Raw genomic sequence first — 21,593 nt, forward strand, 5'->3', positions numbered from 1 at the left:
TCGTGCCGGCCGCAGTGTGGTCGCACGACCGGGGCGGGGTCGGCGACCGCGTCGTCCCGCTCGTCCGCGCACTCGAACCCTTCACCGGACACCACATGGTCACATCGGTCCGTAACTACCGCACCGCGTGACGGCAGGAGCGCTTCCACCCGCTGAGCCTCCGCAACGCGGCACCAGCGGACAGGGACCACGGCTGCGGTGTCAGTCTGCTGAGCTATCCTTCCCGCCACCGCACACCGACTGTAGGGATCACGAGAATTGACCGGCCTGTCTGCTTTCCCGCTGCCCTTTCACGCTTCCCGTTCCATATCGTTCGCAACACCCCGAACGCTGCGGGAAGTTCAGATGATGCAGTGCAGCGCGCACATTCGGGCGAAGCCCGGGTGGTTCGACAAGATCAACGATCCCGACATCGTCGCCAGGTGGACGCAGGAAGCGGTCGCCCAGGGTCTCACCGAAGCGCAGGTTCGTTACGTGCTCGCCGAACTCGGGCACTACGCCGCGCTGCGGGACGGACGAACCGGCATCGAGGTGTCCGCCGTCGACGGGGTGTGGCAGTCGGACACACTGGTCGACGACAAGCTCGGATCCCGGCTGCGCGAGGCGGTTCGGGTTCTGGAGCAGGTCCCCGAAGCAGAACTGGACTGGCATCCCGGATCCGACGGGCAGGTGCTGGATCTGGTTCATCCCTCACTGTTCTGCCTGGTGAGAGAGGCGAGCGGCACGCCCGAACGGGCCTGGCAGAACCCGACGGACCGCTACTCGAAGTACGAGTTCTCGGAGAAGTTCCAGTGGCTGCCCACGGAAGTCGACGTCAGTGACGACGGCGATGTCGCCTTCCGTTCGTACGTCAACAACGTCCACCCCGAGACTCATCACGAACTGGCCTCCGTCCTGCCGGACTTGTTCGCGCGCATGCGCCCGCTGTGGGAGAACGTGCTCACCGATCTGCGCCATCCGCGGCCCCTGCGGATCGAGGCCGATCCTTACGGGTGGTACGACTCGGAACCGGAGTATCCGGACAGGTCTTCCTACGGCGATGCTGCGGCCTACGCAGAAGCCCGCAGTGCATGGGGAGAGGCCCATGACGAGTGGTGGGAGAACCGCCGCCCGACCATCCCGGACGCCCCGGCCTTCACCCCGCCCGAGTCGCCCGATGAATCCGTCCGGGTCGACCTGCGCGGCCGCCGTCTTCAGGTCATCGTCAAGCTCGCCACCGTTCATCTCACCCCGGAGAAGCCCGAGTACCCGGGCGGTTCCTGGCATGTGGAGGGGATGTTGAACGAGCGGATCGTCTCGACCGGCATCTACTACTGGGACAGCGAGAACATCACCGAAAGCCGGCTGAGTTTCCGGGCGGCACTCGACGACCCGCAATACGAACAGAGCGACGACGACGGTATGCGTGAGGTCTACGGCCTGGAGAACGAAGACGCACTGAACCAGGTGCTGGGATCGGCGTCGACGCCGGCGGGTCGCTGCCTGGCGTTCCCGAACATCCTGCAACACCGCGTCGGCTCGTTCCGCCTCATGGACCCCACCCGCCCGGGGCACCGCAAGATTCTTGCGTTCTTCCTGGTCGACCCGTCGGAGAAGATCGTCTCGACATCCGATGTGCCGCCGCAGCAACCGTGGTCCGACACCTCGACCATGACGCTTGAACAGGCGAAGAGCTACCGCGAACAACTCATGCAGGAACGCAAGTTCTTCGTCGCCGAACACAACGAGCAGCTCTACGAGCGAGAGTTCTCCCTCTGCGAGCACTGAACCTGTTCTGTCCGGGCATGGACTGAGGGGTGAGCGCGTGGCCGAGGGGCCGTTTCAGAGTGATCTGAAGCGGCCCTCGGTCGTTGCGCATGTGGTCAGGCGTGGGGGAGGGGTTCGGGGAGGAGTTCGTCGAGGAGGGTGCGGACGCGGGACTCGATGGCGTCGCGGATCGGGCGGACGGCCTCGATGCCCTGGCCGGCCGGGTCGTCGAGTTCCCAGTCGAGGTAGGTCTTTCCGGGGAAGACCGGGCAGGTGTCGCCGCAGCCCATGGTGATGACGATGTCGGAGGCCTGGACCGCTTCGGTGGCGAGGATCTTCGGGGTCTCGGCCGAGATGTCGATGCCGACTTCGGCCATCGTCGCGACGGCGGTCGGGTTCACGGTGTCGGCCGGCGCCGAGCCCGCCGAGCGGACCTCCACGCGGCCTTCGGCGAGGTGGGTGAGGAAGGCGGCGGCCATCTGCGAGCGGCCCGCGTTGTGGACGCAGACGAACAGGACCGATGGGCGCGGCGGGGGCGGCGGGGGCGGGTTCACGGCTGGGGGCTCCTGGAATCAGCGGGTGGGGGCGGCGGTGGGTGAGGCTTCGAGGCCGGGTGACTCGGCGGCTGCCGGGCCGGGCGGCGCCGATCAGTTGCGCGGCGATGAACGGGGTGACCGAGGCCGGGGCGATGCCGGCGAAGGAGTCGGTGAAGGCGCGGCCGATGGTCACCGCCGGGTTCGCGAACGAGGTGGACGAGGTGAACCAGTAGGCCGCGCCGATGAACGCCGCCACCCCGGCCGGCGCCAGGTTCGCCCGGCCGACCCGGGCCAGGCCGTCGCCGGTGTCGGGGGTGCCGGACGCGCCGCCGGCGTCGGAGGCTGCGCCCGTCTCCCGCCCGAGCACCACGAACTCCTGATTCGACATGCCTCTATGTTGACGAAGTTCGATCCAAGGCGCAAGCTTGCATTGAGAACCGTCGATACAGCCTGGCTGGTCCAGCGGGCCGGCCCGTCCGCCGGGAGTCGTCGTCATGACCGAGCAGTCCACCGACCTGCGCGAGACCGTCCGTCGCCGCTATGCCGCCGCAGCCGTCCAGGTCGCCGAAGGAGGGACCGCCTGCTGCGGACCACAGGCTGTCGAGATCGACGAGAACTTCGGTTCCACCCGGTACGGAGCCGCCGATCGGGACGTGCTGCCGGCCGAGGCCGTCGCCGCCTCGCTCGGCTGCGGCAACCCCCTCGCCGTCGCCGACCTCGGCGAGGGCGAGCGTGTCCTCGACCTCGGCTGCGGCGGCGGTATCGACGTCCTGCTCTCCGCCGCCCGCGTCGGTCCCACAGGCAAGGCGTACGGCCTGGACATGACCAACGAGATGCTGGCCCTGGCCCTGAACAGCGCCGAGAAGGCAGGCGCCACCAACGTCGAGTTCCTGAAGGGGACCATCGAGGCCATCCCCCTGCCCGCCGCCACCGTCGACGTCGTGATCTCGAACTGAGTTGTGGTGCCTTGCCGCCGCCGTCGCCGACCAGTTGGACGTCGGCGGCCGGCAGGACCCCCGCTCCAGGAGGAGCAGGGCCGCCATCGAGACCGAGTCGGCCGGCTCCGCCGCGCGGGCCGGGTGCTCGTACGGGTCGCTGAGCAGCGGCTCAGCTCAGTCGCCCGTGTCCGTCGGCTGTTCGAAGGCGCGCAGGAGGCGTTCGGCTGCCGTCGTGGCGGTCAACTTGCCGTCTCTGAGCTGTTGTTCGACCGAAGGGGCCGCGGCGCGTACGGCGGGGTGGGTGTGGAGGCGGTCGAGGAGTTCGTCGCGGACCATCGTCCAGGTCCAGTCGACCTGCTGGTCCCGGCGGCGGGCGGTGAGGCGGCCGGTCGAGTCGAGCAGGGTGCGGTGCTGTTCGAGCCGCTCCCAGACGGTGTCGAGGCCCGTCGACTCGCGGGCGCTGCAGTGCAGGACGGGTGGGGTCCACGCGGCGTCCGCGCCGTGCATCAGGCGGAGTGCGCCCGAGAGTTCGCGCGCGGCGGCGCGGGCGTCGCGTTCGTGCGGGCCGTCCGCCTTGTTGACGGCGATCACGTCCGCCAGCTCCAGGACGCCCTTCTTGATGCCCTGGAGCTGGTCGCCCGTACGCGCCAACGTGAGCAGCAGGAAGGAGTCGACCATCTCGGCCACGGTCGTCTCGGACTGGCCCACGCCCACGGTCTCGACGAGGATCACGTCGTACCCCGCGGCCTCCATCACCAGGATCGACTCGCGCGTCGCCTTCGCGACCCCGCCGAGCGTCCCGGCCGTCGGCGAGGGCCGGACGAAGGCCGCCGGGTCCACGGCCAGGCGCTCCATCCGCGTCTTGTCGCCCAGGATCGAGCCGCCCGTCCGCGTCGACGACGGGTCGACGGCGAGCACCGCGACCCGGTGGCCCAGGCCGGTCAGCATCGTGCCGAAGGCGTCGATGAACGTGGACTTGCCCACGCCCGGCACGCCGCTGATGCCGATCCGCCGCGCCTTGCCGCTGTGCGGCAGCAGTTCGGTCAGCAACTGCTGGGCGAGGAACCGGTGTTGGGGGCGGGTGGACTCGACGAGCGTGATCGCGCGCGCGACGATCGCCCGCTTCCCGTCGAGTACCCCCTTCACATACGCGTCGAGGTCGATCACAGCTCGTGCCCGAGGCCGTCCGACAGTCGCCGTACCAGGTCGTGGGCCGCGTCCGGGATCACCGTCCCGGGCGGGAACACGGCGGCGGCGCCCATCTCCAGGAGGGTCGGCACGTCCTGCGGCGGGATCACGCCGCCGACGACGATCATGATGTCCTCGCGGCCCTCCGCCGCCAGCTCCTCGCGCAGCGCCGGTACGAGCGTGAGGTGGCCGGCGGCCAGCGACGACACCCCGACGATGTGCACGTCCGCCTCGACGGCCTGCCGCGCGACCTCGCCCGGGGTCTGGAACAGCGGGCCGACGTCGACGTCGAAGCCCAGGTCGGCGAAGGCGGTGGCGATCACCTTCTGGCCGCGGTCGTGCCCGTCCTGGCCCATCTTGGCCACCAGGATGCGCGGTCGGCGGCCCTCGGCCTCGGCGAAGGCGTCGACCAGGGTGCGGGTGCGTTCGACGGACGGGGACTCGCCGGCTTCGGTGCGGTACACACCGGAGATCGTACGGATCTGGCTCGCGTGCCGCCCGTACACCTTCTCCAGGGCGTCGGAAATCTCGCCGACCGTCGCCTTCGCGCGGGCCGCGCGCACCGCCAGCTCCAGCAGGTTGCCCTCGCCGCCCGCCGCCCGGGTGAGCGCGTCCAGCGCGTCCCGGCACGCCGTCTCGTCCCGCTCCTCACGCAGCCGCCGCAACTTGGCGATCTGCTGGGTGCGTACGGAGGAGTTGTCGACCTTGAGCACGTCGATCTGCTCGTCGGAGTCCACCCGGTACTTGTTCACACCGATCACCGGCTGGCGCCCGGAGTCGATGCGCGCCTGGGTACGGGCGGCGGCCTCCTCCACGCGCAGCTTGGGGATGCCGGCGTCGATGGCCTGTGCCATGCCGCCCGCCCGCTCGACCTCCTGGATGTGCTTCCAGGCGCGGCGGGCCAGGTCGTACGTCAGCTTCTCGACGTACGCGCTGCCGCCCCAGGGGTCGATGGACCGGGTCGTGCCGGACTCCTGCTGGATGAGCAGCTGGGTGTTGCGGGCGATCCGCGCCGAGAAGTCGGTCGGCAGGGCGAGCGCCTCGTCGAGGGCGTTGGTGTGCAGCGACTGGGTGTGGCCCTGGGTCGCCGCCATCGCCTCGACACACGTCCGCGTCACGTTGTTGAAGACGTCCTGCGCGGTCAGCGACCAGCCGGAGGTCTGCGAATGGGTGCGCAGGGAGAGCGACTTGGCGTTCTGCGGATCGAACTGCTTCACCAGCTTGGCCCACAGCAGCCTGGCCGCCCGCATCTTGGCGATCTCCATGAAGAAGTTCATGCCGATCGCCCAGAAGAAGGAGAGTCGCGGCGCGAACGCGTCGACGTCCAGGCCCGCTTCGCGCCCGGCCCGGATGTACTCCACGCCGTCGGCGAGGGTGTACGCCAGCTCCAGGTCGGCTGTCGCGCCCGCCTCCTGGATGTGGTAGCCCGAGATGGAGATCGAGTTGTAGCGCGGCATCCGCTGCGAGGTGAAGGCGAAGATGTCGGAGATGATCCGCATCGACGGCTTCGGCGGATAGATGTAGGTGTTGCGGACCATGAACTCCTTGAGGATGTCGTTCTGGATGGTCCCGGCCAACTTCTCGGGCGGTACGCCCTGTTCCTCCGCCGCGACGATGTACAGCGCGAGGACCGGCAGCACTGCGCCGTTCATCGTCATCGACACGGTCATCTTGTCCAGCGGGATGCCGTCGAAGAGCTGGCGCATGTCGTAGATCGAGTCGATCGCCACGCCCGCCATGCCGACGTCACCGGTCACGCGCGGGTGGTCGCTGTCGTAACCCCGGTGCGTGGGCAGGTCGAAGGCGACGGACAGGCCTTTCTGACCGGCCGCCAGATTGCGCCGGTAGAACGCGTTGGACTCCTCGGCCGTGGAGAAGCCCGCGTACTGACGGATCGTCCAGGGCTGGTTGACGTACATCGTCGGGTACGGGCCGCGCAGGTACGGCGCCATGCCCGGGTGCGTCCCCAGGAAGTCGAGGCCCTCCAGGTCCTGCCCGGTGTACAGCGGCTTGACCGCGATGCCCTCCGGGGTCTCCCAGAGCAGATCGTCACCGCCGGCGGCCTTCTTCACCGCCGTACGCCACTCGTCGGCGCTTCCGTCGGCGGCCGGGGTACCCAGCTCGATCCCGGAGAAGTCGGGGACGGACATCAGGACACTCCCATCCGGTCAAGGGTGGCGGCGAGCACGGCGACCGTGTCGCAGCCCGCGAAGACATAGGTGTCGACACCCGCGTACGGCCCGGGCCGGCCCGCGAGGAGCACATGCCCCGCGCCCGCTGCGGCGAGCTCGCGCGCGCGGTCCTCCGCCTGCTCCTCGTAGAGCGCGTCGCTGGAGCAGAGGCACGCCTCGCTCGCCCCGCTCTCCTCGAAGCTGCCTTCCGTGACGGCCTCGATGCCGCCCGCCTGGAAGAGGTTGGCGGCGAAGGTGGCCCGCGCGGTGTGCGCGGCGGCGGGGCCGAGCGTGGCCAGGTAGATGCGCGGCCGGGCGCCGGTCGCGGCGAGATGGGCGTCGGAGCGGGCGCGCAGCTCCTCGAACGCGTCGTCGCGACGCACCCGGGGAAGCCCGCCGGACGGCGGCTCGGGCGCGGGCTCGCGGACGACGGGTTTCTCGGCGAGGTTCGGGAACTCGCTGACGCCGGTGACGGGTTCGCGCCGCTTGGCGAGCTTGGCGCTGCGCGCCGCCCAGGTCTCGGCGAGCCGATCGCCGATCATCCCGGACCGCAGCGCGGCCTCCTGTCCACCGGCGCGCTCGATCGTACGGAAGAACTCCCAGCCCGCGTGGGCGAGTTCGTCCGTCAGCCGCTCCACGTACCAGGAGCCGCCCGCCGGGTCGATCACCCGGGCGAGGTGCGACTCCTCGATGAGGATCGTCGAGGTGTTGCGGGCGATGCGCCGCGCGAACGCGTCCGGCAGGCCGAGCGCGTGGTCGAACGGCAGTACGGTGACGGAGTCGGCGCCGCCGACCCCGGCGGCCAGGGTGGCCACGGTCGTGCGGAGCATGTTCACCCAGGGGTCCCGGCGGGACATCATCACCGGTGAGGTGACGGCGTGTTGGCGCTGTGCGCCCGCGCCGCCACTCGTACTGCCGCTCGCCCCGCTGACCTCGGCCACCCGGGCCCAGAGCCTGCGGGCGGCGCGGAGCTTGGCGATGGTGAGGAACTGGTCGGCGGTGGCCGCGTAGCGGAACTCCAGCTGCCCGAGGGCCTGTTCGATGCTCAGACCCGCCTCCGTGAGCTTACGGAGATACCCGACGCCGGTCGCCAGCGAGCAGCCCAGCTCCTGCGCGGCCGAGCCGCCGGCCTCGTGGTACGGCAGCGTGTCCACGGTCAGCGCCCGCAGCCCCGGGTACTCCTCGACGCAGCGGCGCGCGAGCCCGGCGACGGGGGAGAAGTCGTACGACCGGCCGGTACGGGCCTCGAAACCGAGGGGATCGGCGCCGAGGTTGCCGCGCGCCGCCTCCGGGGCGACGCCCCGCTCCTCGTACAGCCGCAGCAGCTCCCGCGCCGCCCCCTCGACGTCCTGCCCCGCGTCGAGGACGACGGGCGCGAGGTCGAGGTAGACCCCGTCGAGGACCTGGCCGAGCCGCGCGACCGGGATGCCGCCCTCGCCGACGACCAGCCAGAGGGAGGTGACGCCGTTCTCCAGGTCGGCGAGGACCGTCCCGGCGACGTCGGTGGTGTGCCGCTGGCGTACGTCCCAGCCGCCGAGGGTGTTCCCCTCGGCCCGGCCGGACCGTACGAAGGGGGCGAAGCCGGGAAGGCCGGGCTCCGGGGCGGTGTCGTCGGCCGCATAGAGGGGATGGACGCGGAGCCCGTCCTCAAGGGCGGTGGACAGGGCGTCCTCGGCTGCCGGACCCTCGACGTCCTTCCCCGACTTGCGCAGCACACCGGCCACCAGGTGCTGCCACTGTTCACGGGAGGTGTCGGGGAATTCGGCGGCGAGGGCGAGCCCGTCGTCGGGAAGGACTGTCATGCTCGGATGTTAGGTCAGCTCGCTCAAATGACAGCAGTGCGCACGGCTGTGACCTTGCCCTCTCCGGGAAGGTCTTGAAGCCCCGGCGGAATCCGGACTAGGAAGGGAGCCGCCGGGGTGCGCGCATGAATCGGACAGACCCGGAGGGCCGGGGCACCCGTACGCGCCCCGACCCCTGAGTGGCTCGCCCGAGGCGTCAGGACGCCGGCAGCTCGCTCCGTACCGTGCGGGCCGCCGCGACCAGGTTCTCCAGCGAGGCGCGGGTCTCCGGCCAGCCCCGGGTCTTCAGACCGCAGTCGGGGTTGACCCAGAGCCGCTCGGCGGGGATGGCCTTCAGTCCTGTACGGAGCAGCTCGGCCGCCTCCTCGGCGCTCGGGACGCGCGGGGAGTGGATGTCGTACACCCCGGGGCCGGCCTCGCGCGGGTAGCCGTGCGCGGCCAGCTCGCGGGCGACCTGCATGTGCGAGCGGGCGGCCTCCAGGCTGATCACGTCCGCGTCGAGGTCGTCGATGGCCCGGACGATGTCACCGAACTCCGCGTAGCACATGTGCGTGTGGATCTGGGTGTCCGGCCGGACCCCGCCGGTGCTGAGCCGGAACGCCTCCGTCGCCCACGCCAGGTACTCCGGGTGGTCAGCCCGGCGGAGCGGAAGGGTCTCCCGCAGCGCGGGCTCGTCGACCTGGATGACCGACGTGCCCGCCGCCTCCAGGTCGTCCACCTCGTCGCGCAGGGCGAGCGCGACCTGCCGGGCGGTCTCGCCGAGCGGCTGGTCGTCCCGGACGAAGGACCAGGCGAGCATGGTGACCGGGCCCGTGAGCATGCCCTTGACCGGGCGGTGGGTGAGGGACTGCGCGTACGTCGTCCAGCGCACCGTCATCGGCGTGGGGCGGGAGATGTCACCGGCCAGGATCGGCGGGCGGACGTACCGGGTGCCGTAGGACTGGACCCAGCCGTGCTGGGTGGCGAGGTAGCCGGTCAGCTGCTCGGCGAAGTACTGCACCATGTCGTTGCGTTCGGGCTCGCCGTGCACCAGGACGTCCAGGCCGGTCTTCTCCTGGAAGGCGATCACCTCCTGGATCTCGGCCTTGACCCGCTCCTCGTACCCGGCCGTGTCGATCCGGCTCGCGCGCAGGTCGGCGCGGGCGGTGCGCAGTTCGGTGGTCTGCGGGAACGACCCGATGGTGGTCGTCGGCAGCAGGGGCAGGCCGAGGTGGGCGTGCTGGGCCACCGCCCGCTCGGCGTACGGCTGGGAGCGGCGGGCGTCGGCGGCGGAGACGGCGCCGGTACGGGCGCGCACGGCCGGATCGCGGGTGAGCGGCGACTCCGCGCGGGAGGCGAGGTCGGCCCGGTTGGCGGCCAGCTCGGCGGTGATCGCGGAGGTGCCGTGGGCCAGGCCCTTGGCGAGGGTGACGATCTCGGCGGTCTTCTGCCGGGCGAAGGCGAGCCAGCGCAGGATCTGCGGGTCGATGTCCCGTTCGGCGGTGGCGTCGAGGGGAACGTGCAGCAGGGAGCAGGACGCCGACACGTCGACCCGGTCGGCGAGACCGAGCAGGGTGCCGAGGGTCGTGAGGGACTTCGTCAGATCGTTGACCCAGATGTTGCGGCCGTCGACCACCCCGGCGACCAGCCGCTTGCCGGGCAGCCCGCCGACGGCGGCGAGGCCGTCGAGGTTGGCGGCGGCGGAGCCGGTGAAGTCGAGTGCGAGGCCCTCGACCGGCGCCTTGGCCAGCACCGGCAGGGCCTCGCCCAGCCGGTCGAAGTACGAGGCGACCAGCAGCTTCGGCCGGTCCGCCAGGCCGCCGAGGTCGCGGTAGGCGCGGGCGGCGGCGTTCAGCTCGGCCGGGGTGCGGTCCTGCACCAGGGCCGGTTCGTCCAGCTGGACCCACGTGGCGCCGGCGGCCCTCAGGTCGGCGAGGACCTCGGCGTACACCGGCAGCAGCCGGTCGAGCAGCGTCAGCGGGTCGAAGTCGGCGGCCACCCCGGGCGCGGGCTTGGCGAGCAGCAGGTAGGTGACGGGGCCGACGAGGACCGGGCGGGCCGTCAGGCCGAGGGAGAGGGCCTCCGCCAGCTCTCCGACCTGCTTCCCGGAGTCGGCGGTGAAGACCGTGTCAGGTCCCAACTCCGGGACCAGGTAGTGGTAGTTGGTGTCGAACCACTTGGTCATCTCCAGCGGCGCGACGTCCTGCGTGCCGCGCGCCATGGCGAAGAGGCCGTCGAGCGGCCCGGCGGCGACGGCGTCCCGGTGCCGCTCGGGGATCGCGCCGACCATGACGGTGGTGTCGAGGACGTGGTCGTAGAGCGAGAAGTCGCCGGTCGGCACCTCGTGGATGCCGGCCTCGGCGAGTCGAAGCCAGTGGGTGCGGCGCAGTTCGGCGGTGGTGGCCCGGAGGGCGTCGGCGGTGACGCGGCCCTTCCAGTACCCCTCGATCGCCTTCTTCAGCTCCCGGTGCTGTCCCTGCCGGGGGTAGCCGTACACGGTGGCGCGTGCTGCCGCGGCTGCGGGCTTGGTGGTCACGGAGAATCTCCTTCGCGAGATGAATCCCTGGATCCCGGCGACGGGACGAGGGCGCGAAGGGGTGACGAACCGGACGGTACGGGCGCACGGGAGGTGCGGCCGCCGTTCGGTATGGTCGCCGACCCGCCCTCGAGGTCACCGGAATGTCCGCGTACGAATGGTCCGTACGCGGGCAGATGGCAGGTCTTCGGACTCGCGGGCACGTCCTCTCGGGGAGGACACCTACTGGCCGTCGCTTCCCAGACCCGTACGGGTCCAGTGCGTATGACGGCGGTCGTTCACGCTCACCGCTGCGGGGCAGTCCCGGATTCCCACCGGGTTCCCTCTTACGACGCGTCCCGTCCGGCTGACGGGGGCGAACCAGCTGCACCGACCACCCTAAGGGGCAGCTCAGAGCGGTGACAGGGGAATTCCACCGTACGGATGGTGACTTGAGACACCCCTGTCGATCAGCTCACGTCCGCCCGGCTGTGCCGTCGTCCACGGGTTCCAAGGTCTCCTCCGGCGGTGCCTCGACCGGTGTCGCCGGGGCGGGAGTGGGGGTGGGAGTGGGGGCGGCAGTGGAAGCGGGCGCTTTGCGGAGGCGGCCGGTCAGAGCGGTGGCGATCGGTTCGGTGTAGCGGGCGGTGAGCGGGCCGAGGACGACGAGCACGAGGACGTAGGCCGTCGCGAGCGGACCGAGGGCCGGTTCGACACCGGCGGTGACGGCGAGACCCGCGATGACGATGGAGAACTCGCCCCGGGCGACCAGGGTGCCGCCGGCCCGCCAGCGGCCCTTGACCGAGATCCCGGCCCGGCGGGCGGCCCAGTAGCCCGTGGCGATCTTCGTCGCAGCCGTGACGACGGCGAGGGCGAGCGCGGGCAGGATCACCGGCGGGATGCTCGCCGGGTCGGTGTGCAGCCCGAAGAAGACGAAGAACACCGCGGCGAACAGGTCCCGCAGCGGGCTGAGCAGATTGTGCGCGCCTTCCGCGACCTCGCCCGAGAGGGCGATGCCGACGAGGAAGGCGCCGACGGCGGCGGAGACCTGGAGCTGCTGGGCGATGCCGGCGACCAGCAGGGTCAGGCCGAGCACGACGAGGAGGAGTTTCTCCGGGTCGTCGCTGGAGACGAAGCGCGAGATGACCCGTCCGTAGCGGACGGCGACGAAGAGGACCGTGCCCGCCACACCGAGCGCGATGGCGAGGGTGAGGCTGCCGGCGGCCAGACTCACCCCGGCGAGCAGGGCGGTGACGATCGGCAGGTAGACCGCCATGGCGAGGTCTTCCAGGACCAGGATGCTCAGGATGGCCGGGGTCTCGCGGTTGCCGAGGCGGCCGAGGTCGCCCATCACCTTGGCGATGACGCCGGAGGAGGATATCCAGGTGACGCCGGCCAGGACGACGGCGGCGACCGGACCCCAGCCGAGGAGCAGCGCCATTCCCGCACCGGGCAGTGCGTTGAGGGTGAAGTCGACGAGTCCCGCCGGGTATTGGGTCTTGAGGTTGGTCACCAGGTCACTGGCGGTGTACTCGAGTCCGAGCATCAACAGCAGCAGGATGACGCCGATCTCGGCGCCGATCGCGACGAACTCCTCGCTGGTGCCCAGCGGGAGCAGGCCGCCCTCGCCGAACGCGAGACCGGCGAGCAGATAGAGGGGTATCGGGGAGAACTGGAAGCGTCCGGCGAGCCGGCCGAGCAGGCCCAGGGCGAGGATGATCGCGCCGAACTCGATCAGGAAGACGGCGGAGGAGTGCATGACCTTCACTCCCGGCCGAGGATCGCGGCGGCCGCCTCGACGCCCTCGCGGGTGCCGATCACGATGAGGGTGTCGCCGCCGGCCAGCCGGAAGTCCGGGGCGGGCGACGGTATCGCGTCGGCCCGCCGCAGTACGGCGACGATGGAGGCGCCCGTCTCCGTGCGCATCCGGGTCTCGCCCAGCACCCGCCCGTTCCACTGCGAGTGCGCCGACAGCTCGATCCGCTCGGCGACCAGCCCCAGGTCCGTGGTGGAGAGCAGATTGGGGCTGTGGTGCGAGGGCATGAGCGCGTCGATCAGCGCCTCCGCCTCCTTCGCGGTCAGCTTCGCCGAAAGCGCGCATTCGTCCGGGTCGTCGCGCCGGTATGCGTTGAGGGTCCGGCTGCCGTCCCGGTGGGCTATCACCGAGAGACGGCGGTGCTCGCGGGTGGTCAGGTCGTAGCGGACCCCGATGCCGGGGAGCGGTGTGTTGCTCATGCGTGGAACGGGCACGGGAAACCCCCATGGACGTGCTGGCGCCGGACTGAGGTGCGAAAACGGACCCCCGAACATCACCCTATCGAGCGCTCTACGGCGCGAGGGTCGCGATCTCGTGCTCGAACAGGGCCTCCGCGACGACTCTCTCCATCCCCGTGAAGTGGCCCGCGAGTTCGAGCGAGAGCACCCGTGGAGCCGGGTCCAGAAGGCCATCGCCGTGGCGAAGGGGTCGCCCGCGCCCGCCGCCTCGCCGGCCCGGAGCAGCGCGCCCATGATCTCGGATGGTCGCCATGGAGGCGACCGGGGTCTCCTTCGCGGAGCAGCAGATGCGGCGGGGCCGGTACTACGACCAGCCGCCGTTCCCGTTCGTCCCCGGGTACGACCTGGTGGGCACGGTCGCCGCCGTGGGGGCCGGGGTCGGTCCGGAGCTGCTCGGCACCCGGGTGGCCGCGCTGACCAAGACCGGCGGCTGGGCCAGCCACGTCGTGCTCGACGCGGCGGACGTCGTTCCCGTGCCGGAGGGTCTCGGGGCCGCCGAGGCGGAGACCGCCGTCGTCAACGGGATCACCGCTACGGCAGCGCCGCCACCCGTGACGACTCGGGCTCGAAGCAGTGGCCGGTCCTCAAGATCCTCGGCCGGGTGTGGGTGTGGCACGTGCTGCCCAACGGCCGTAGCGCGTATTTCTACAACGTCTGGGGTGGCCGGGCCTTCGCCGCGGACCGCTTCCGGAGCCGTCTGCGTACCGACCTCGGTCAGGTCTTCGAGGCGATGCGGCGCGGCGATGTCAGGGCCCGGATAGCGGCCGAACTCCCGCTGAGTCAGGTCGCCGAGGCGCTGCGGCTCGCCGAGTCGGGCACGGTGAACGGCAAGGTCGTCCTGACTCCGTGACGCTGCTGCTACGCGGCGCCGTGACGCTCGGTCCCGGGCTGGACAGTGTCCCGTCCCGGCCATAGCCTCCTCCCAACCTATTCAATTAATTGAGTATTGCGAGGGTTCATGCACCCGTTCCGCAAGGCCGTCGAGAACCGTGACGCGGCCGCCATCGAGGCGCTGCTGGCCGAGGACGTCGTCTTCACCAGCCCCGTGGCCTTCAAGCCGTACGCGGGCAAGGCGATCACCGCCGCCATCATCCGGGGCGTGACCCGCGTCTTCGAGGACTTCGCCTACGAGCGCGAGATCGCCAACCCCGACGGCCGAGACCACGCCCTCGTCTTCACCGCGGCCGTGAACGGCCGTCAGATCCAGGGCTGCGACTTCCTCCACTTCGACGAGGACGGGCGGATCGACGACTTCATGGTGATGGTCCGACCGTTGTCCGCCGCCCAGGCACTCGCCGAGGCGATGGGCGCGCAGTTCGACCGCATAGCACGGGAGGCGGCGGGGGACGCCGAGTGACGGGGTCCTACCAGGTCGGTCCCAGGGCGAGGAGCCGAACCTCGACCACGGTGACGTGCGGGTTGGCGGGAACGCCCGGCCGCCGGGCCCTCGGTGGCGACCCGGCCGCGCCGAGGCGGTCGGCCAAGACCGGGGCGGCAGGGGCTTTCGCCGCCGGATCCTGACCGGTCACCTCAAGCAGGGCGTCGGCGCGGGTCGGCGACCCGCGCCGACAGATCCTGGGCGTACGGCGTGGGCGCGACGCCGCGCGGCAAAGGGGGGCTACGGATCAGGCCAGCTTCTTCACCAGTTCGGCGGCGAGCGGGGCGGCGGAGGACGGGTTCTGGCCGGTGAGGAGGTTGCGGTCGACGACCACGTGCGGGGCCCACGGCTCGCCGACCTGGACGTCGATGCCTGCCTCGACCAGACGGGTCTCCAGGAGCCACCTGGCCTTGTCGGCCAAGCCCGCCTGCGCCTCCTCGGCGTTGGTGAACGCGGTGACCTTGTACCCCGCGAAGGCGTTCGTACCGTCCTCCTTCGTGGCGGCCAGCATCGCGGCCGGGGCGTGGCACACGACGGCCAGCGGCCGGCCCGAGGCGAGGGCGTCGACGAGGAGCCGTCCGGACACCGGGTCGACGGCGAGGTCCTCCATCGGACCGTGGCCGCCGGGGTAGAAGACGGCCGCGTAGTCGTCGAGGCGTACGTCCTTCAGGGCGATCGGCTGCCCGAGCTCGGTGATCGACGCGAGGGTGGCGGCGACCCGGTCGGCGCCCTCCTGGCCGCCGTTGAACTCCGGCGCGAGGCTGCCCCGGTCGACGGTCGGGACGACCCCGCCGGGGGTCGCGACGACGATCTCGTGCCCGGCGGCCTTGAACGCCTCGTACGGGGCGACGGCCTCCTCGGCCCAGAAGCCGGTGGGGTGCTTGGTGCCGTCGGCGAGGGTCCAGTGGTCGGCGCCGGTCATCACAAAAAGGATCTTGGCCATGGTGAGGTCACTCCGAGGGTGTCGCTGACGTGGCTGACGTTCCGCAATCGAAGCTATGCCCGCCACGGAAAGATCTCCCTCACCCGGTCGGCGACCCGCCGGAATGCGTCGTGCGGAGCAGCGGGAGGTTCTTCTCCACGGCCGCCGCCCACGAGCCGTCCGCCACCATGGCCTTCAGCGCCGCCTCGATCCGCGCCCGCAGGGGGCTGCCCTTCGGCAGGCCCACGCCGTAGCGCTCGTCGCTCCACCGGAAACCCGCGAGTTTGAACTTCCCCCGGTACGGGTCCTGTGCGGCGTATCCCGCGAGAAGCGCGTTGTCCGTGGTGACGGCGTCGACCGCGCCGGAGGCCAGGTCCTCCACGCACTGCTCGTACGTGTAGCGCCCCTTCACGGACGCCCACGTGCGGATCTTCGCCAGGGCGTTCTCCGCAGAGCCGGACCCCGTGGCCGAGCACACGCTCTTGTCGCGCAGATCGGCCTCCCGGGTGACGGCCGTATCGTCGGCGCGGAGCAGGACGTCCTGGTGGGCCGTGAGGTACGGGCCGACGAAGTCGACCTGCTCCGCGCGCCGGTCCGTCATCGCGTAGGCCGCCACGACGAGGTCGACCTCACCGCTGGAGAGGAGTCGCTCCCGGTCGACGCTCGTGACCTCCTTCCAGGCGATGTCGGCAGAGTCATGGCCGAGGGCGCGGGCGAGGTACCTCGCGACGTCCGCGTCCAGGCCGGTGATGGTCCCGTCCGGCTGTCGCCCACCGAAGCCGGGCTGGAACCTGAACCCGACCGTGAGCGAGGGCGTACGGGAGGTGCTGGGTGATAGGGAAGAGGTGGAGGCCGAGGGGGACACGGAGGGTTTGTCGCCCGCCTGGCCGTCCGCGCCGCCGTCGGGCCACAACGTCCAGGCCAGTACGCCGGTCAGCGCCACCGCCCCGACCGCCGCGAGCCAGGTCTTCCGAACACGGCGGGGCGCCGGGGCCGGTGCCGGTGGCGCGATCCGGTACGAGGTCGAGGTGTCGGGATCCTCCGGCCGAGCGTCGGAAGGTTCCCCGTCCGCCGGCTCCGGAACTCTCTCCGCGCTCTCCGCCTCCGCGAGCAGCCGGTCGAGCGTGTCCGTGTCCGGCCGGGCTTCCGGGTCCCGTACGAGGACGGCTGTCAGCGCCCCGGCCAGTGGCCCCGCCTCGCGCGGCGGCGGCACGTCCTCCCGAGGACGGCCGCGAGCGTGGCCGGCGTGCCGCCCCGGCGCAGCGGGTGGTGTCCCTCCACGGCGACGTACAGGGTCATCGCCAGCGACCAGAGGTCGGCGGCCGGGCCGCCCTCCTCGCCGCCGACGCGTTCGGGCGCCATGAACTCGGGGGTGCCGATGAGGGAGCCGGCGGCGGTGAGGGCGGTCGAGCCGTGGATCGCCGCGATGCCGAAGTCCGTGAGGACCGGCGCCCCGTCCGGGCGCAGCAGGACGTTCGCCGGCTTGATGTCCCGGTGCTGGACGCCCGCCGCGTGCGCGGCGCCCAGCCCGGCCAGGATCCCCCGCCCGAGCGTGGCGGCCTCGCCGGGCGTGAGCCGCCCCCGGTCGAGCCGGTCCTGGAGGGAGCCCCCGGTGACCAGTTCCATCACGAGCCAGGGGAACGACTCCTCGCCACCGTCCGCGATGTGATGGATCGTCACCACATTCGGATGGGCGACCCGGGCGAGCGCCCTGGCCTCGCGCAGGACCCGGGCGCGCAGGTCGCGGGCGCCCGCCGGGTCGTACTCGGCGAGCGCCGGATCAGGCGGCCGTACCTCCTTCAGCGCCACGTCGCGGCGCAGCATCAGATCCCGGGCCTGACACACCAGCCCCATCCCGCCGCCGCCGAGCCGAGTCACCAGCTCGAACCGGCCGTCGATCACCCGCGCCACACCGCCCCCTCCGCCCCGCATCCCTCCGCCCCGCATCCCTACGCCCCCGCACCCCGTCGCACCGGCCCGACTCTGCCACAGGGGAAGGGAGTTCAGCGAGGTGAGGGAGGGGGGCGACGCGGCGGAACGGAGCCAGGCGTCGGCTCGCCCCGCGCCGGCTCCGGCACGTCAGTCCTGCATGACGATGTCGTCGAACGACTCGAGGCGCCGCCAGCGGTCCTCCGGTGTACGGAACGGTGGCATCAGGTCGACGTCCGGCAGCGGGCCGAACTCCAGCTCGGTCAGCTCCGCGACGTCCGAGACCGGCACCTGGTACGTACGGAACGGGCCGAGCGGCGGCGGCGCGCCCGGCTTGGCCCCGGCGAGTGCCCGCTCCGCGTCACGGCTCAGCTCCGGGCTCTGGTCGAGGATGTACGCGGTCGATGCGAGCGCCCCGTCCTGCATCGAGGCGACCACCTTCCAGAAGCGCAGCGGCAATTGGATACCCCGGTAGGGCGGGTCGGAGTCGTGCAGCACCGGACCCGTGAGCACCGTCAGACGCCGGTCGAACTCGGGTGCGTGGCCCAGGAGATGGGTCTCCAGGCCCTGCCAGAGCTGCTTGCCCTGGTTGAACACGTCCGACTGCGGCGCCGCGTTCGGGTAGTGGTACGTGTCGGTGCCCGCCCGGGCCGCGACCGCCGCCGCGCCCCACACCGGGTCGAGCCGGCCCACCAGATGGCCCCGGACCAGACTGTTGTTCCGGTAGACGTCGGTGCCGGCCTGCTGCTCCTCGGGCAGTCGCCCGTCGAACTCCCAGCCGTCGGCACCGTCGACCCCGTCGACATGGGGGACGTCCTCGGCCCGCAGCCCGCCCTCGATACAGACGGCGGCCGAGGCCGCGAGCCGCCGGTCCGGCCGGAAGACCACCGTGAAATGGGTGTACGGCAGGATCACCGTCTCCACCGTGGGGCGCACGGGCAGCGGCAGCGGCACGGTCGGGCCCAGGAAGTCCTCGTCGTAACCCGTACGGTCGTCGAACGAGTCATGGCGCTGGCCGCCCGCGCGCGGGTGCGGCGGAGACGGCGGGGGATCGGTCGGTTCCATACGGAGTACGTACCGCAACGTGAAGGGTCGCGCTCGGCACCTGGCCCGCAGGCCACTCGATCAGCCGTCGCCCGGCTCAGCCTCCGCCCGGCCGCCGTCGCCCGGCTCAGCCTCCGCCCGGCCGCCGTCGCCCGGCTCAGCCTCCGCCCGGCCGCCTCCGCCCGGCTCAGCCGCGGAGGGCCGTCGCCAGCTGGGCGCGGGAGCGGACGTCGAGCTTCTGGTAGATCCGGGTGAGGCGCGCCTCGACCGTCTTCACGCTCAGATACAGCTTGGCCGCCGCCTCCTGGTTGCTGGCGCCCTGCCCCACCAGATGGGCCAGCCGCAGCTCGGCGTCGGTGAGCGAGGAGAGCGCGGGCAGCGCGTCCTCCCCGGCCGGGGTCTCGCTCGTCAGCGCCAGCCAGGGGGCCGCCCCGGCCCGCTCGAACACCGTCGCCGCCGCCTGGAGCGCGCTCTGCGCCGCCGACCTGCGCCGGCGCCGCCGCTCCACCCGGGCCAGCGAGACCAGCGCCCGCCCGTGCTCCAGCGGCAGCCCCGCCTCGGCGAACCGCTCGGCGGTGACGGTGAGCAGCTCCGCCGCCTCGTCCGGCCGCCCGCACCCGGCGAGGTGCAGGGCGTACGCCCGGTCGCAGCCCAGGAGTACGGTCGTACGGCCCAGCTCCTCGGCCGCCGGCCGCACCTCCGCCAGGAGGTCCACGCCCTCCTGGGCGGCGTCGTTGGCGAGCAGGGCCTCCGCCAGCTCCTCGTGCCAGCGGAGCATCGACGGGTCGACGGTCGACTGCGCCCGCTCGTTGGCCTGCACCCGGCGCAGTGTCTCCAGGGCCGAGGCGACATCGCCGTTGACCAGCTGTACCCGCCCCAGGGCGTAGAGGCTGCGGGAGAGGAAGACCCGGTCGCCCTCCTCCTCCGAGGCCTGGACGCTGCGCCGGGCGTAGCTCGCGGCCCGGGCGAAGCTGCCGCCGGCCGTCTCCGCGAGCGCCAGCGTGTACCAGGCGGGGCCGGGGGAGAGGCCCGCCTCCAAGGTCAGCGCGAGCGACTGGCCCGCGTGCACGAGCGCCGCGGGGCAGGCCCCGATCCGGGACTCGATCGCGGCGAGCGTGGAGAACAGCTCGATCGTGTCCTCCACCGAGCCACGCCGCTGCACCAGCGGAAGCAGGGCGTTCACCTGGTCGCGGGCGTCGGTGAGCCGGTCGTCGAAGAGTGCGTGACGGATCGTCAGGATCTGTGCCGCGTTACGGATTCCGAGCGGGCGCTCGGCCATCTCCAGGCCGCGCGCCTGCGCCAGGACCGATTCCGCGTCCGACGCCCCGAGCGCCCGGTCCATCCGCGCCTGTACGGTCAGGGCCTGGGCGGCCGTCCGTGGATCGCCCACCGAGGCGGCCAGCGCGGCGGATTCGACCGCGGCCGCATGCGAGCGCAGCGGATCCCCGTCCGCCAGCACGTATTTGACGGCCAGTCGCAGGAGTACCCCCGCCCGCAGTGCGGTGTCGCCCTCGGAGTCCTCCATCGCGTGCACGTACATCTCGTCGAGTCCGGTCAGCCCCTGGCCGGCGGTGTCCAGGACGGCGAGCCGGGCCCGTACCCGGTCGGACGGGGCCGCGTCACGGGCCAGCAGATCGGTGGCGGCCCGCATCGCGAGGTCGGCGCGGGCTGCGCGGGCGGCCTCCTCGGCCGCGTCCACCAGCCGCGTGATCCGCTGCTCGGCGTGCTGGACCGGGGTCGACTCGGCGGCGAGCAGCGCCAGTTCGGCGGCGAGCGCGCTGTTGCCGCGCCGGCGTGCCAGATCGGCCGCCGCGGCGACCTCGGCGGCCAGGGCCTCGTCGGGGATGTCGGTGGCCAGCGCCCGGTGCCGTACCGCCTCGACCGAGTCGTCCACCACCCCGGCCAGCGCGGCGTGCCCGGCGCTGCGCTCGGCCCAGCAGGCGTCGTGGACGAGCGTCGAGGGGAGCAGCCCGGCGGTGAAGGCGACCGTGCCGTCCTCGGCGAGCGACACCAGGTCGGCCCGCTCGGCGGCGGCGAGGTCCGCCTCCGCGTTGGGCCGCCCGGCCCGGCGGATCAGCGCCGCCGTGGGACGCAGCGCGAGGGCGGCCAGCAGCAGCGTCTCCCGTACGGCGGGCGGCGCCGCGCGCAGCAGCTGCCGGGCCAGGTCGCGGGCCCGGCCGGACAGGGTCAGTGCCTCGGCGTGGTGGACGGGGGTGCGGGCGTCGGCCAGCGAGCGGCCCACGGCGAGCGCGAGGCGCGGGTTGCCGCCGCTCGCCTTGTGGATCCGGCCGGCCATCCGGGACGGCAGCCGGTGGTGGATGAGGAGCTCGGCGATCTCGTCGGCCTGCAGCGGAGGCACGAGCAGGATGTCGGCCTCCGACGGCACCCAGAGCCGGGTGTCGTGGCCGTCCTCGGCGCCGTACGCCTCCGGGGTCTCGACGGCGATGACGCGCAGCGCGGGCGGGGCCAGGTGCAGGGCGAAACGCAGCAGGTCGGCGCTGTCGGCGTCGATGTGCTGCACCCCGTCCACGACGAGCAGGGCCGGGCCGCGGGCGGTGAGGGCCCGCAGGATCTGGGCGATGCCGAGGCGCAGCGCGATCGGGTCCCAGCCGCCTTCGTGCAGCGGCGCCTCCCGGCAGAGCATGGCGACCGCGGTCCGCTGGGGCCCGGGCAGCCCGTCGAACACCCCGGACGCGAGGTCGGTGCGGGGCGCGGGTATGCGCGGAGGCGCCGTTGCCGCGGCCTTCGGCCCGGCAGGCTTCGTCGCTTTGGCCGAGGTGGCCGAGATGGCCGAGGTGGCCGAGGTGGCGGCTTCGGTCGCCCTGCTCGGGTCGGCCGGGTCCGCAGCGGTCGGCCAGGTCACCGTCGCCGCCGCCGAGGCGACGAGGGCGGCGGCGGCCGCGCCCGGTATGTCACGGTCGGACGGCAGGGTCGGCAGCCAGAGGACCGTTTCGCCGCGGGCCTCCGCCCGGGCCGCCTCCGCGAGCGCGACCTCGGTCTTGCCGACACCCGTGGTGCCGGTGAGGAGCGCGCGGCCGCGCGAGGTGAGGACGCGTTCGAGGCGGGAGAGCAGTTCCTCCCGGCCCACCGGCGCGGGGGATCCCGCCGGTCCCGTGGGGCGCAGCGGAAGGTGGGGCGCTGTCGTCACCTGTCCACCCCCTCCGGCACTCG

Annotated in this window: 15 protein-coding genes, 4 pseudogenes and 1 riboswitch; of the genes and pseudogenes, 5 read left to right on the forward strand and 14 right to left on the reverse strand. The window is 72.3% G+C overall.

Annotation, left to right across the window (positions count from 1 at the left end; translation table 11 throughout):
• Positions 1-2 precede the first annotated feature (2 nt).
• A complete protein-coding gene (locus Q5762_RS16980; protein WP_315892954.1) occupies positions 3-131 on the forward strand; it encodes a hypothetical protein in 129 nt (42 codons plus the stop codon).
• Between the two features lie 127 nt (positions 132-258).
• Positions 259-1,767, forward strand: a complete 1,509-nt coding sequence (locus Q5762_RS16985; protein WP_315892955.1) for a DUF4246 domain-containing protein — start codon at positions 259-261, stop codon at positions 1,765-1,767.
• 95 nt (positions 1,768-1,862) lie between these two features.
• Here the strand turns inward: Q5762_RS16985 and Q5762_RS16990 are convergent, their stop codons facing one another.
• Together Q5762_RS16990 and Q5762_RS16995 are read right to left on the reverse strand one after the other, a co-directional pair.
• The gene (locus tag Q5762_RS16990) at positions 1,863-2,300 is read right to left on the reverse strand and encodes an arsenate reductase ArsC (RefSeq protein ID WP_315892956.1); all 438 of its coding nucleotides are present in this window, start codon (positions 2,298-2,300) and stop codon (positions 1,863-1,865) included.
• Between the two features lie 84 nt (positions 2,301-2,384).
• Positions 2,385-2,580: pseudogene (locus Q5762_RS16995) on the reverse strand (aquaporin family protein); the annotation flags it as partial.
• 196 nt (positions 2,581-2,776) lie between these two features.
• Between Q5762_RS16995 and Q5762_RS17000 the strand changes: the two are divergent.
• Positions 2,777-3,235, forward strand: a pseudogene (locus Q5762_RS17000) (methyltransferase domain-containing protein); the annotation flags it as partial.
• Between the two features lie 63 nt (positions 3,236-3,298).
• Here the strand turns inward: Q5762_RS17000 and Q5762_RS17005 are convergent.
• The 7 genes and pseudogenes from Q5762_RS17005 to Q5762_RS17035 all read right to left on the reverse strand — a co-directional run.
• Positions 3,299-3,391: pseudogene (locus tag Q5762_RS17005) on the reverse strand (RNA polymerase subunit sigma-24); the annotation flags it as partial.
• A 3-nt stretch (positions 3,392-3,394) separates the two neighbouring features.
• Positions 3,395-4,387, reverse strand: coding sequence for a methylmalonyl Co-A mutase-associated GTPase MeaB (gene meaB, locus Q5762_RS17010; RefSeq protein WP_315892957.1), 993 nt, complete (start codon positions 4,385-4,387; stop codon positions 3,395-3,397).
• On the reverse strand, positions 4,384-6,558 hold the full coding sequence (scpA, locus tag Q5762_RS17015) for a methylmalonyl-CoA mutase (protein ID WP_315892958.1): 2,175 nt from the start codon (positions 6,556-6,558) through the stop codon (positions 4,384-4,386). The genes meaB and scpA overlap by 4 nt, the downstream gene beginning before the upstream one ends.
• On the reverse strand, positions 6,558-8,381 hold the full coding sequence (locus Q5762_RS17020) for a methylmalonyl-CoA mutase family protein (RefSeq protein ID WP_315892959.1): 1,824 nt from the start codon (positions 8,379-8,381) through the stop codon (positions 6,558-6,560). Before Q5762_RS17020 ends, scpA begins: the two co-directional genes overlap by 1 nt.
• A gap of 196 nt (positions 8,382-8,577) precedes the next feature.
• The gene (gene metE / locus Q5762_RS17025) at positions 8,578-10,896 is read right to left on the reverse strand and encodes a 5-methyltetrahydropteroyltriglutamate--homocysteine S-methyltransferase (protein ID WP_315892960.1); all 2,319 of its coding nucleotides are present in this window, start codon (positions 10,894-10,896) and stop codon (positions 8,578-8,580) included.
• Positions 10,897-11,056: 160 nt separating this feature from the next.
• Positions 11,057-11,276: riboswitch (cobalamin riboswitch) on the reverse strand.
• Between the two features lie 74 nt (positions 11,277-11,350).
• Complete coding sequence (locus Q5762_RS17030) at positions 11,351-12,634, reverse strand: cation:proton antiporter (RefSeq protein ID WP_315892961.1); 1,284 nt, start codon at positions 12,632-12,634, stop codon at positions 11,351-11,353.
• Positions 12,635-12,639: 5 nt separating this feature from the next.
• Positions 12,640-13,125 (reverse strand): TrkA C-terminal domain-containing protein, encoded by a 486-nt coding sequence (locus Q5762_RS17035; protein WP_315892962.1) that lies wholly within the window; start codon positions 13,123-13,125, stop codon positions 12,640-12,642.
• Positions 13,126-13,391: 266 nt separating this feature from the next.
• Between Q5762_RS17035 and Q5762_RS17040 the strand changes: the two are divergent.
• Positions 13,392-13,999, forward strand: a pseudogene (locus Q5762_RS17040) (alcohol dehydrogenase catalytic domain-containing protein); the annotation flags it as partial.
• Positions 14,000-14,107: 108 nt separating this feature from the next.
• Positions 14,108-14,506, forward strand: coding sequence for a nuclear transport factor 2 family protein (locus Q5762_RS17045; RefSeq protein WP_315892963.1), 399 nt, complete (start codon positions 14,108-14,110; stop codon positions 14,504-14,506).
• 268 nt (positions 14,507-14,774) lie between these two features.
• Here the strand turns inward: Q5762_RS17045 and Q5762_RS17050 are convergent, their stop codons facing one another.
• The 5 genes from Q5762_RS17050 to Q5762_RS17070 form a co-directional block, all read right to left on the reverse strand.
• The gene (locus Q5762_RS17050; protein WP_315892964.1) at positions 14,775-15,470 is read right to left on the reverse strand and encodes a type 1 glutamine amidotransferase domain-containing protein; all 696 of its coding nucleotides are present in this window, start codon (positions 15,468-15,470) and stop codon (positions 14,775-14,777) included.
• Positions 15,471-15,549: 79 nt separating this feature from the next.
• The gene (locus tag Q5762_RS17055; RefSeq protein WP_315892965.1) at positions 15,550-16,662 is read right to left on the reverse strand and encodes a glutamate ABC transporter substrate-binding protein; all 1,113 of its coding nucleotides are present in this window, start codon (positions 16,660-16,662) and stop codon (positions 15,550-15,552) included.
• Positions 16,620-17,360, reverse strand: coding sequence for a serine/threonine-protein kinase (locus Q5762_RS17060; RefSeq protein WP_315892966.1), 741 nt, complete (start codon positions 17,358-17,360; stop codon positions 16,620-16,622). The genes Q5762_RS17055 and Q5762_RS17060 overlap by 43 nt, the downstream gene beginning before the upstream one ends.
• 168 nt (positions 17,361-17,528) lie before the next feature.
• Positions 17,529-18,443, reverse strand: coding sequence for a DNA/RNA non-specific endonuclease (locus Q5762_RS17065; RefSeq protein WP_315892967.1), 915 nt, complete (start codon positions 18,441-18,443; stop codon positions 17,529-17,531).
• 166 nt (positions 18,444-18,609) lie between these two features.
• The gene (locus Q5762_RS17070) at positions 18,610-21,570 is read right to left on the reverse strand and encodes a helix-turn-helix transcriptional regulator (RefSeq protein ID WP_315892968.1); all 2,961 of its coding nucleotides are present in this window, start codon (positions 21,568-21,570) and stop codon (positions 18,610-18,612) included.
• Positions 21,571-21,593: the final 23 nt, after the last annotated feature.

Source organism: Streptomyces sp. P9(2023) (assembly GCF_032436795.1).
Classification (GTDB): domain Bacteria; phylum Actinomycetota; class Actinomycetes; order Streptomycetales; family Streptomycetaceae; genus Streptomyces.